Annotated in this window: 9 protein-coding genes; 5 read left to right on the top strand and 4 right to left on the bottom strand. The window is 68.3% G+C overall.

Annotated features, from left to right (window positions below; genetic code table 11):
- Positions 1–10 precede the first annotated feature (10 nt).
- Positions 11–1285, bottom strand: a complete 1275-nt coding sequence (gene frc / locus OF380_RS11260; RefSeq protein ID WP_264050846.1) for a formyl-CoA transferase — start codon at positions 1283–1285, stop codon at positions 11–13.
- A gap of 122 nt (positions 1286–1407) precedes the next feature.
- The gene (gene oxc / locus OF380_RS11265; protein ID WP_264050847.1) at positions 1408–3186 is read right to left on the bottom strand and encodes an oxalyl-CoA decarboxylase; all 1779 of its coding nucleotides are present in this window, start codon (positions 3184–3186) and stop codon (positions 1408–1410) included.
- A gap of 581 nt (positions 3187–3767) precedes the next feature.
- Between oxc and OF380_RS11270 the strand changes: the two genes are divergently transcribed.
- Complete coding sequence (locus OF380_RS11270) at positions 3768–4460, top strand: GntR family transcriptional regulator (RefSeq protein ID WP_264051293.1); 693 nt, start codon at positions 3768–3770, stop codon at positions 4458–4460.
- A 15-nt stretch (positions 4461–4475) separates the two neighbouring features.
- On the opposite strand, the gene OF380_RS11275 is transcribed toward OF380_RS11270, so the two are convergent.
- Together OF380_RS11275 and OF380_RS11280 are read right to left on the bottom strand one after the other, a co-directional pair.
- On the bottom strand, positions 4476–5516 hold the full coding sequence (locus OF380_RS11275) for a sensor histidine kinase (RefSeq protein ID WP_264050848.1): 1041 nt from the start codon (positions 5514–5516) through the stop codon (positions 4476–4478).
- Complete coding sequence (locus tag OF380_RS11280; protein ID WP_264050849.1) at positions 5503–7074, bottom strand: ATPase domain-containing protein; 1572 nt, start codon at positions 7072–7074, stop codon at positions 5503–5505. Before OF380_RS11280 ends, OF380_RS11275 begins: the two co-directional genes overlap by 14 nt.
- A gap of 288 nt (positions 7075–7362) precedes the next feature.
- On the opposite strand from OF380_RS11280, the gene OF380_RS11285 reads away from it, so the two are divergent.
- The 4 genes from OF380_RS11285 (at position 7363) to OF380_RS11300 (ending at position 11980) form a co-directional block, all read left to right on the top strand.
- Entirely contained in the window at positions 7363–8457 is a 1095-nt protein-coding gene (locus OF380_RS11285) for an OpgC family protein (protein WP_264050850.1), read from the top strand.
- A 152-nt stretch (positions 8458–8609) separates the two neighbouring features.
- Positions 8610–9374, top strand: coding sequence for an SGNH/GDSL hydrolase family protein (locus tag OF380_RS11290; protein ID WP_264051294.1), 765 nt, complete (start codon positions 8610–8612; stop codon positions 9372–9374).
- A gap of 87 nt (positions 9375–9461) precedes the next feature.
- Complete coding sequence (locus OF380_RS11295; protein WP_404810612.1) at positions 9462–10814, top strand: lipopolysaccharide biosynthesis protein; 1353 nt, start codon at positions 9462–9464, stop codon at positions 10812–10814.
- Complete coding sequence (locus tag OF380_RS11300) at positions 10811–11980, top strand: GNAT family N-acetyltransferase (RefSeq protein WP_264050852.1); 1170 nt, start codon at positions 10811–10813, stop codon at positions 11978–11980. Before OF380_RS11295 ends, OF380_RS11300 begins: the two co-directional genes overlap by 4 nt.
- The last annotated feature ends 25 nt before the right edge of the window (positions 11981–12005 follow it).

Consider the following 12005-nt stretch of genomic DNA (forward strand, 5'->3'; position numbering starts at 1 on the left):
AGCGCGCCTCCTATTCCGCCGCGATCTTCCGGACGCCCCCAATGGCTCCGGATTCCGCGATCCTGAGGCAGTCCGCGTCCGAGTAGCCGAGGACGGACCGCAGGATCTCGTCGGTGTGCTCTCCCAGCAGCGGCGACCGGGTGATCTCGGTCTCGCTCGCCGAGAGCCGGATGGGGTTGCCGACGGTCAGGTACTTGCCCCGCGTTGGGTGATCGACCTCCACCACCGTGCCGGATTTGCGCAAGGACTCGTCCTCGGCGATCTCCTTCATCGACAGGATCGGGCCGCACGGCACGTGCAGGGCGTTGAGGATCTCCATTGCCTCGAACTTGGTCTTCGACATCGTCCAGGATTCGATCCGGGTGAAGATCTCGTTGAGGTGGGGAAGACGGGCTTTCGGTGTCGCGTAGTCCGGGTGGGTCGCCCAGGCCGGCTCGCCGATCACGTCGCAGATCTGCGGCCAGACCGCGCCCTGCGTGATGAAGTAGATGTAGGCATTGGGATCGGTCTCCCAGCCCTTGCACTTCAGGATGCGGCCGGGCTGTCCGCCGCCGGAATCATTTCCGGCGCGCGGCACGGAATCGCCGAACGGAATACCTTCGCCGTACTGGCTGTACTCAGGCAGGGGGCCGCGCTCCAGGCGCTGCTGGTCGCGCAGCTTCACCCGGCAGAGATTGAGCACCCCGTCCTGCATGGCGCAGTCCACGCGCTGACCGAGGCCCGTCTGGGTCCGGTGGAAGAGGGCGGTCACGATGCCCAGCGCCAAGTGGAGGCCGGTGCCGGAATCCCCGATCTGGGCGCCCGTCACCATGGGGATGTCGGTCCGGAAGCCCGTCGTCGAGGCCGCGCCGCCGACGCATTGCGCGACGTTCTCGTAAACCTTGCAGTTCTCGTAGGCGCCGGGGCCGAAGCCCTTCACGGAGGCCAGGATCATGCGCGGATTGGCGGCGTGGATCGCCTCCCAGGTCAGGCCCATCCGCGCCAGCGCGCCGGGCGCGAAGTTCTCGACCAGTACGTCGCACTCGTCGATCAGCCGCCAGAGCACCTCGATGCCCTTCGGGTTCTTGGTGTCGAGGGTGATCGAGCGCTTGTTGTGGTTCAGCATCGTGAAATAGAGGCTGTCCACGTCGGGAATGTCTTGCAGTTGCTGGCGCGTGGCATCGCCGACACCGGGCCGCTCGACCTTGATCACGTCGGCGCCGAACCAGGCCAGCAACTGGGTGCAGGTCGGGCCGGACTGGACGTGGGTGAAGTCGAGGATCTTGACGCCTTCGAGGGCTTTCATGGGGCTCACCCGGTTCTGGGGCGAAGGGGGCGACGGCCGTCTTCACGGCCGTCGCGTCCGACGTGAGCGGGGCGGGAGAGCGTCCCCGCGAGGGGAGGGGAGCCCGCGCCGGGTCCCTTGGGTCAGGCGGGCTTCTTGCGCACCGTGCTGGTCGGGTTCAGGCTGCCGATATTGCCGCTCTCGGTGCCGGCGGCGGGGTCGATCACCGCGTTGATCAGGGTCGGACGCCCTGAGTCCATCGCCGCGTTGACAGCCTGCGAGAGTTCGTCCGGCGTGGTGACGTTGACGCCGACGCCGCCGAAGGCCTCCATCATCTTGTCGTAGCGCGAGTCCTTCACGAAGACCGTGGTGCCGGGGTCGCGCCCGGTCGGGTCGATGTCGGTGCCGCGATAGATGCCGTTGTTGTTGAAGACCACGATGCAGACCGGCAGGTCGTACCGGCAGATCGTCTCCACCTCCATGCCGGAGAAGCCGAAGGCGCTGTCGCCCTCCACCGCCAGCACCGGCTTGCCGGTCTCGACGGCGGCCGCGACGGCGAAGCCCATGCCGATTCCCATGATGCCCCAGGTGCCGACATCGAGGCGCTTGCGGGGCTGGTACATGTCGATGATGCCACGGGCCAGATCGAGGGTGTTGGCGCCCTCGTTGACCAGGATCGCGTCCGGCCGCTCCTTGATGATGGTGCGCAAGGCCCCGAGCGCACCGTGGAAGTCCATCGGCGTCGAGTTCTTCTTGAGCTTCGACGCCATCTTGGCGAGGTTCTCCTCCTTCTTGGCGCTGATCGCGTCGGTCCAGGCGGCGGGCGGTGCCTGCCAGTTCTGGCCCATGCCATCGAGGAGGGCGGAGACGCAGGAGCCGATGTCGCCGACCACGGGGGCGACGATCTCGACGTTCGAATCCATCTCCTTCGGCTCGATGTCGATCTGGATGAACTTCTTCGAGCCCGGGGCGCCCCAGGTCTTGCCCTTGCCGTGCGAAAGCAGCCAGTTCAGGCGCGCGCCGACCAGCAGGACGACGTCGGCTTCCTTCAGCACGAGCGAGCGCGCCGCGCCGGCGGACTGGGCATGTGTGTCGGGCAGGAGGCCCTTGGCCATGCTCATCGGCACGTACGGGATGCCGCTGCGTTCGACGAGGTTCCGGATCTCCTCGTCGGCCTGGGCGTAGGCCGCGCCCTTGCCGAGTACGATGAGCGGCCGCTTGGCGCCCTTCAGCACATCGAGGGCGCGGGCGATGGCGCTGGGCGCCGGCAGCTGCGCCGGGGCGGCGTCGATCACCTTGACCAGGGACTTCGCACCGGCCTCGGCGTCCATGACCTGGCTGAATAGCTTGGCGGGGAGGTCGAGATAGACGCCGCCCGGGCGGCCCGACACGGCGGCGCGGATGGCGCGTGCCACCGCGATGCCGATATCGGCGGCGTGCAGCACCCGGAAGGCGGCCTTGCACAGGGGCTTGGCGATGGCGAGCTGGTCCATCTCCTCGTAGTCGCCCTGCTGCAGGTCGACGATCTCGCGCTCGGAGGAGCCCGAGATCAGGATCATCGGGAAGCAGTTGGTGGTGGCGTTGGCGAGCGCCGTGAGGCCGTTGAGGAAGCCGGGCGCGGACACGGTCAGGCAGATGCCCGGCTGCTTCGTCAGGAAGCCCGCGATCGCGGCGGCGTTGCCGGCGTGCTGCTCGTGGCGGAAGGAGATGACGCGCATGCCGGCGGCCTGTGCGAGGCGGCCGAGATCGGTGATCGGAATGCCGGGCACGCCGTAGATGTTGGTGATGCCGTTCAGCTTCAGCGCGTCGATGACGAGGTGGAAGCCATCGGTCTGCTCGCGCTCGTGAGCCTCCGTGCCCTGTGCGTCCGACGCGTGGTCGTGGACGGCGTGCGCGTGATCGGTGCCAGCGGTTCTATCCATGGTGATTTCCTCCGGTTGTGGCGCTTCTTGTTTGTTTGTGCGCCGTTCTTGATTGCGTCGGTCGCACCGGGCGTCAGGGCCCATCGACCCGTTCATCCGGCGATAGGCGCCGGGACGCGGTTCGCGGCCCGGTCTTCGCGCAAGGTGCGGGTCAGTCATGGCCGGCGATGGCTCACCGGATCACTTGACGGTCCACCATGCAGGGCGAGGTCTTGTACGACGAAGGCTGATTCGAGCGCCGTGCCGCCGGTCCTGGCCTTCGATTTGTCAGTATCAGAATGGTGGCATACCAAATACCAAGTGTCAAACCGGATCGCGGCCCTCCTATGCCGGAGCGTTGCGGACCGCCCGTCGCTCGCGATGTCGGGGACGCGGACGAGAGACCATCCGGTCGGTCGGCAGACGCGGGCGTGTTCACGCTTTCGCGGGCTGATTCAGCTATGTCGTTGTCGCAGGGGGGCTATTCAGTTTTTGTCCCGGACGAACGCTTCCTGTTTCCTTGTATTCCGGGAACGGGTTCGGCATGCTCCGGACCAAATGTGCGCAGCGTCGGCGTTCCTGAACTTGTTCCGGGTGTAGAGATGGTTGAGTCCACGACTTTTCAGATCAAGCCGCTCGCCGCGACGTCGAGCTTGCGGGCCTTGGCCTATGATGCGCTGAAAGAAGCCATCACCAACATGAACATCTACAGCCAGCGTGAAGAGGTGCGGCTCGACGAGCGCAAGCTCTCGCAGGATCTCGGGGTCAGCCGCACGCCGGTACGCGAGGCGCTGACCGTCTTGGAACAGGAGGGATTCGTCCGCTTCGAGGCCCGGCGCGGCGTCTTCGTGATCAAGAAATCCAAGAAGGAGATCGTGGCCATGATCCAGGCTTGGTCCGCCCTGGAGAGCATGGCCGCCCGCCTCGCCTGCCAGCACGCGACGGACGAGCAACTACGGTGCCTGCGCGAGCATTTCCCCGAATTCTACGAGGGGCGCCCGTCCGACCACATGGACGAGTACTCGGACGCCAATATCCGCTTTCACCAGAAGATTATCGCCCTCGGGGGCTGCGAGGTGATCAAGGACATCACCAGCAACCTGCTGATGCATGTCCGTGGCATCCGGAACACCGCCCTGCGGCAGGGGGAGCGCGCCGCGAACTCGATCAAGGAGCACGTCGAGATCATTCAGGCGCTGGAAGCGCGGGATGCGGAGCGCGCCGAGCGTCTGGTGCGCGAGCACGGCCTCGGCCTCGCGCGTCACGTCGAGAAGTACGGCGATTACCTCGATTGAGCACCCGCCCGGCCCTCAGTAGCTGGGCACAAGTCGCTCCTCCGGCAGCGGCGCATCCATGCGGAAGTGCAGGCCCGTCTCGGCGTAGTCGATCGCCACGGTGGCATTGCATTGCTGCGCGAGCACCCGCTGCAGCAGGGTCGAGCCGAACCCCTTGCGCTGGGGTGGTGCCACGGACGGGCCGCCCGATTCCAACCAGTCGAGGGTGAGGCGGCGGCCCCTCTCCTCCATCGTAACGGTCCAGGCCACGGTGATCCGCCCGGCGGGCAGCGACAGGGCGCCGTACTTGGCCGCGTTGGTGGTCAGTTCGTGAAAGGCCATGCCGGTCGGCACCGCGAGATCGGCGGCGAGTTCGAGTTGCGGGCCATCGAGGCGGATGCGCTGCCCGTCGGCATCGTTGTACGGGTTGAGTTCGTTCTCGAGAAGTTCGTGCAGCGGAGCGGTCTGCCAGTAATCCTCGGTGAGCAGGGTATGGGTCTTACCCAGCGAGACGATGCGGTTCGAGAACGAGTGATAGAACGTCTCGACGTCGCTGGTGGAGCGGGCGGTCGCTCCGAGCAGGCCCTGGACGGTGGCCAGCGTGTTCTTCACCCGGTGGTGCAGTTCGCGGATCAGGAGGGCCTGGCGTTCGTGCGTCCTCTGCCGTTCCTCCAGGTGCGCCGCCACCTCCCATTGCCGGCGACGGGCGCGCAGGGCCGACCGTACGGCATTGGCGAGCACGGCAGGGTGGAACGGCCGCTCCAACAGGGTGACGTTGCCGAGAAGCCCGGTCAGGCGTTCATCCGGCGAGGCGCCGCGATGGTTCAGGAGGATGAAGGGGAAGTCCGACCAGGGCGGCTGGCGCTCGGACCATTCGGCGAGCGCCCGGCGATCCGAACGCAGCAGGGCTTCTTCGGTGACGACGGCGCAGGCCGCCGCATCGAGATCGGCAACGAGGTCGGGGAGGCTGTCCTTGACGCGGGCAGCGATGCCGACTTCCGCCAGGATCGCGGCGGCGACCCGCGCATCCCGGCCGCCCGGCGCAAGGATCAGGGCGATGGGATCAGGCTGCGGCATCGGGGCCCGATACGGGGTTGGTGTTCGGCTCCGCCGAAGTGGGGCGGTCGTCGAGAAGGTCCACGCGTTCGCCCTCGAAGGTGGGCACCCCGGTGAGCACACCGCGGAACTGCGTCAGGGCGTTGCCCACCCGCAGCCCGTGGGCGTCGATCCGGAACTCGCGGATGCTGTCCTCGTGGGCCCCGGTGCGCTTCTTGAGCACTGAGAGCGCTCGGCGCACGCGTCCGCCCGCCTCGAAGAAGCGCAGCATCACCACCGCGTCGCTGACGTAGGTGAGGTCGACCGGCGTCTCCATCCGCCCCACCATGCCGTGCTGGGCCAGGACGAGGATCGTCACCACCCCCTGCTGGTTCAGGTAGGTGGTCATCTCGTGCATCTGCATCACGAGGTGCGGCTGACCGCTCATCGCGCTCATGTACCCGGTGAGGCTGTCGATCACGACGACACGGGCCTTATCGGCGCGGACAGCGTCGCGGATGCGCCCGGCGAACGCGCCCGCCGAGATGTCGGCCGGATCCATCTGCTCGATACGCAGGAGGCCGGATTCCAGGTGCGGGCTCAGGTGGAAGCCGACGCTGGCGGCCCGGCGCAACAGGATTCCGACGGTCTCGTCGAAGCTGAGGACGAGCCCAGCCTCCCCCCGGTCCAGGGCGGCCGCAAGATAGCCCATCGCCAGGGTGGACTTGCCGGCTCCGGAGGGCCCGATGATGAGGTTCGTCGTGCCCCGGTCGAGGCCTCCGCCGAGGACGGCGTCGAGTTCCGGCACGCCCGAGGCGATGGTCCCGGGCGTGAAAGCGGTGTGATGGTCCGCCGCCACGAGGCGAGGGAAGACGCGAAGCCCGCCACGCCGGAGCTCGAAGTCGTGATACCCGCTCTCGTAGGGCGTGCCGCGCATCTTGATCACGTGGAGGCGCCGGCGCCCCGCTCCGTAGCTCGGCGTGACCTGTTCCAGGCGCAGCACCGCGTGGCTGATCGAATGCAGGTTGAGGTCGTCGTCCTCGGTGCTGAGGTCGTCGAGCATCAGCACCGTGGCGTTGTTGAGGAGGAAGTAGCTCTTCAGCGCCAGCACCTGCCGGCGGTAGCGCAGCGAGCCCTGGGACAGCAGCCGGATTTCCGACAGGCTGTCGAACACCACCCGTTCCGGGTTCACCCGTTCGATCGCCGCGAGCGCCATGCGCACGGTTTCTCCGAGTTCGAGATCCGAGGCGTGGATCAGGCTCTGCTGCTGCTCGGAATCCAGGCTGAGTTCGGGAGGCACGAGTTCGTAGATCTCGACGCCGTCGAGGGACCAGCCGTGACGCTCGGCCACGGAGAGCAGTTCGCGCCGGCTCTCCGACAGGGTGATGTAGAGGCCCCGCGCACCGCGGCTCGCTCCATCGATCAGGAACTGCATGCCGAGCGTGGTCTTGCCGCTGCCCGGACGCCCCTCGACGAGATGGGCGCGCTGCGCGGCGTATCCGCCGTGAAGGATCTCGTCGAGCCCGGTCACGCCGGTCGGGACCGGCGCGGCGTCGCCCGCGGTGGGATCCTGCAGGGGCGGGGCGAAGTCCTGAGACATGCGGTTCACCATCGGCGCGACACCCTGGGGCCCGATGCGGATGGCACGGGTGATCAAACATCAAGCTGGAAGGCCCCGAAGGGGCATACGGGATCGCGCCGATCATCGGAAGCCTCGAGGTCGCGCGAGGGCAAGCCCGAACGGTCACCGCGCGACCTGCCCTTTGCAGAACCCCGAGCCCTTTGCAGAACCCCGAGGGCACCGTATCAGGGCGGGCCCCACCGCGTGGCCGCATCGTCCAGCCCGCTGAACCCCTGTCCCTTCGAAGTGCCGGAGAGCGGAGTCCCGATGCGCGAACCGAACGCGGTCGATTTTTGGCGGGGGCTCGCCCTCATCACGATCTTCGTGAACCACATCCCCGGCAACACCTTCGAGCGCTACACCTACTCCCAGTACGGCATCTCGGACGCCGCTGAGCTTTTCGTGTTCCTCGCCGGGTGGTCCATCGGTATCGCCACGCGCAACCGCGACGGCAGCCCCGAACCCCGTCTGCGGACCGTCCTGCGGCTGTTGTCGCGCACCATCGAGGTCTATCGGGCGCAGATCACCACCATGGCCCTGGCGCTCGCCATGATCGCCGGGACCGCCCTGGTCCTCGACAACCCGCTGCTGCTCGAATGGCACAATGCCGGTGGGTTCTTCGCCGACCCGATCCAGACCATGGTCGGGTTCGTGCTTCTCACGCACCAACTCGGCTTCTTCAACATTCTGCCCCTCTACGTGGTGCTGCTCGGCATCGCGCCGGTCTTCGTGCTCATCGCGCGGGAGAGCCGGCTGACCGCGCTGATGCTCTCCTTCGGCCTCTATGCGGCGAGCCTGGTCTTCGAGTGGAACCTGCCCTCCTGGCCCGGGGAGGGCGACTGGTTCTTCAATCCCCTGTGCTGGCAGCTGCTCCTCGTCCTCGGTTTCACGGCACAGGATTGGAGCCGGACATCGCCGTGGCTGAAGCGCTGGGCGCACCGCCTCGTGCCGGCGGGCGTCGTGATCGTGCTCACCGGGATCGTCCTGTCGGTCCTGGAGTTGCGGCCCGATCCGCTCCTCGTGCCCGACCCGCGCCTCGTCTTCACATTCGACAAGACCTACCTGTCGCCGGCCCGGCTGATCCACTTCCTCGGCGTGCTCCTGGCCTTTCAGACGCTCTATGCGCTCCTCGCCCCACGTCTGGGCTGGGTCACGGCCTTCCTGGCCAGCCTCGGGCGTAATTCACTGGCGGTCTTCTCGATCGGTTCACTGTTGAGTCTGGCCGCGCAACTTGTGAGGTTCTGGGCTGGCGGCGGTGTCGTTGTTGACATTTTCGTCGTAGGGTCAGGCGTGTTCGCACTGGGTTTTACCGCATGGTTCGTCGAATGGCGCTCCCGCAAGCCACGGCTCTCCTCGCCTTGAGCCTGACGCTCGCCTGCATCGCGGGCGGGCGGGAAGCTCTGGGACAACAGCCCTCGGCACATCAGGCGCTGCCATCGGGCGATGTGCCGACGACGAAACCGGCACCTTCAACGCCGGCGAAGATCGTTTCACCGCCCGGGGTCGCCGCCGGAATGGGGCCCGACGCGGAGGCGGTCGACGTCGCGCTGTCACCGGAATGCCGGGTTCCGGGTTCCAAGCTCTATACGCTGGCACGCCTCGGCGCCGTGAAATTGGCCCTGAAGGACAAGCGTCCGGTCCGCGTCCTTGCCATCGGCGCCTCCACGATGGGCCTGGGGGCCTCGGCCACCTATCCGGTCAAGCTTGAAACGGCGCTCGAACGCTCGCTGCCCGATGTCGATGTGGTGGTGGAAAGCCGGGGCCTGCAGGGCGAGATCGCATCCGGCGCCGGCGAGCGCCTGCGCAGCATGGTCGCCGAGTTGGAGCCCGACCTCGTGATCTGGCAGGTCGGCTCTCACGATGCCCTGGCCCGCGTCGATCTGGATGCCTTCGGGGAAGCCCTCGACGAGACCGTGCAGTGGATCAAGGGTCACGAGATCGACGTCGTGCTGGTCAGCCCGGTCTACACGGCAAGCCTGGCGGCCGACGATTACTACACTGCCCTGGTGCGCAAGGTGCAGGCGGTGGCCCTGCGCGAGGCCGTGCCCCTGGTGCAGCGCTACGAGGCCATGCGCTATCTGGCCCATCGGAACGATAAGGGGGAGGGGCACCTGCTCGGCACCCAGTTCCGCCTGAACGACCTTGGCCTGCGCTGCATGGCCGAACATGTCACCCGCGCCATCACCCTCTCTCTGCTGCAGCCCGACCCGGCCGCGACCGGTAGCGCCGGCCGGCCCGCGCTCACCCTCGCGCCACCGCCCGCACCCGCATCGCCCTGAACGCGAAGCCTTAACCTCGGCGCTTAACCGGCCCGCAAGGCCGGACCCGCTAACTCCGGTGGGAGGGCGGGGGTGTCACGGTTGAGCATCGCGGCGGACAGGATCGGGGCGTCCAGGTTCCGGAACGGCATGGCGCGCCTACGAACCGGCGCCACCGGCGCGGCCGTCGAGGTCTTCGCGATCCGCATCGCGGCTGCCGGCTTCGCTTACGTCGCACAGGTCCTGATGGCCCGCCTCATGGGCGGCACCGAGTACGGTATCTTCGCCGCCATCTGGGTCTGGATCGCCATTCTCGGTCATTCGGCGACCCTTGGCCTTTCCCAGGGTGCCTGCCGGTTCCTCCCGGCCGATCAGACGCGGGGCGACGAGGCGGCCGTGCGCGCCTACGTCTTCGGCGGTCTCGCCGTCACCTTGGCCACTGCCAGCGCCGTCGCGCTCCTCGGTCTGGCCCTGGTCTGGGCCGAAGGCTCCCTCCTCGACGGCCCCTACGCCGCACCTCTCCTCGTCGCAGCCCTGGTCCTGCCCCTCTTCGCCCTGCAGGATTACTGCGAGGGAATCGCCCGCAGCCAGAACTGGGCAGTGCTCGCCATCGCGCCTCCTTACCTGCTGCGCCAGGGCCTGATCATGGCCGCGATGCTGCTCGCGGTCGGACTCGGCGCACCGGCGGAGGCGCGCGTCGCCGTGTTGTGCACACTGGTGGCCACGGGCGCAGCCGTCGCGATCCAGGCAGGCCTGTTGGCGATGCGCCTGCGCCGGACCCTCTCGGCCGGCCCCCGGCGCTACGAATGGCGTCGCTGGTTCCGGGCCTGCCTGCCCATCGCCGCGAGCGATCTCGCCAGCGCCGGCTTCAATTTCGTCGATGTCGTGGTGCTGAGCCTCCTCGCCTCGCCCGCCACCGTGGGGCTCTATTTCGCCGCGACCCGCATCCAGCAATTCGTGGTCTTCGTTCATTTCGCCGCCACCGCGGCGACCGCCCAGCGCTTCACCGCCGCCCATGCCGCCGGGGACGGGGCCGGGCTCGCCGCGCTGGTGCGGATGCAGGCCCGCCTGACCCTGGCGGCCACGATCCTCGTCGGGATTGCGGTCCTGGCTGCCGCGCCGCTGCTGCTCGGCTTGTTCGGCCCCGAATTCCGGGACAGCCTTCCGATCCTTGCGGTCCTCGTGGCGGGCAGCATCCTCGCCAGCGCCTTCGGCCCCGGAGAGGATCTGCTCAACATGCTGGGTGGCGAACGGCTGGCGGCCCTGGTCACCGTGGCAATGCTGGTCCTGGCAGCGGGCCTCTGCCTCGCGCTGGTGCCGGTGCTCGGGGTGCTCGGCGCTGCCCTCGGCATGGCGCTCGCCACGACCGTGCGGGCTATTGCCATGGCCGGAGTGGCCAAGTCCGTCCACGGGCTGACGACACCGGTCCAACTTCCCTCGTTCGGTCGGAATCCGCGATGATCGCCACTTCGATCGGCACGGCCACGCCGGCTTTTACTCCCGCGATCCTCACGTTGGCCGATCTCGAAGCCGAGGCGGGGGCCTGGGATGCACTCTGTATGGGTGCTGAGGACGCTCACCCCTATTACGGGCGCCAGGTGATGCTGGCGCATGCGGCAGCAGGCCTCGCAAGTGCCGACTTGTCGATCCTGGTAGTGCGCGGGCCGCAGGGCCTGGCGGCCCTTCTGCCCTTCCGCATGTCCTACGACATCTGCGGTCTGGGCTGGCCCGTGGCCCTGCCCTTCGTCTCACCCTTCATCACCACGACGGCGCCGCTCGTCGCCACCGGGGCGGAGCGCCCCGCCATCCTCGCTGCGCTCGTCGAGGGCTTGCGCGAGGCCTCGGGCGGGCGGCCCTGGCGCTGGCCGCTCCTCTCGTCCGACACCCGGCTCGGCCGGGACCTGCTCGCCGCGCTCCGAGCCGCCGGATGGGAGTGCGGGGAGGTCGCCCGCTTCGAGCGCCCGGTCCTCGACAGGCGCCCCGACCACGCCGCCTTCCTCGACGGACATCCCCATCGCTCCCGGCTGAAGGATTTGCGCCGCCGCCAGCGCCGGCTCGCCGAGGGGGGCACCGTCTCCTTCGACGTGGCCACCGGCGGCCCGCGCCTCGCTGCAGCCCTCGAGGCTTTCCTGGTTCTCGAAGCGGCGGGCTGGAAGGGCGAGACCGGTACCGCCATGGCGTGCCGCCCCGCCCACACGGCCTTCGCCCGCGCGGTCTTCGCCGGGACCGCCGGACCGGTCGGGGTGCGAGCCGACATTTTGAGCCTGGAGGGGCGTGCCCTGGCGATCAGCCTCGCGCTCGTCTCGGCCGGCACCGCCTACCTCTTGAAGACCGCCTATGACGAGGGGGCCCGGGCCCTGGCACCAGGCTTGGTGCTGGAGGTGGAGATCGTACGGGCCCTGCACGCCGACGCCTTCGCCGATCGGCTCGATTCCGCCACGACGGCCGGATCCGCGCTCGAGAGCCTTTACCGGGAGCGGGAGACCGTGGCCGAGATCGTGGCCGTGCCGGGCGGGGTGCGCCACTTCGTGAGCCTGGAGCGTCGCCTGCGTCTCGCGCGCCTGGAAGGTGAAGCGCGCGCTGAGGCCAAGCGCCTGTTGGGGCGCCGGACGGGCGCGACCCCCTGACCGAGCCGGGCAAAGGCGCTGACGG

The organism is Methylobacterium sp. FF17, assembly GCF_025813715.1.
GTDB lineage: Bacteria > Pseudomonadota > Alphaproteobacteria > Rhizobiales > Beijerinckiaceae > Methylobacterium > Methylobacterium flocculans.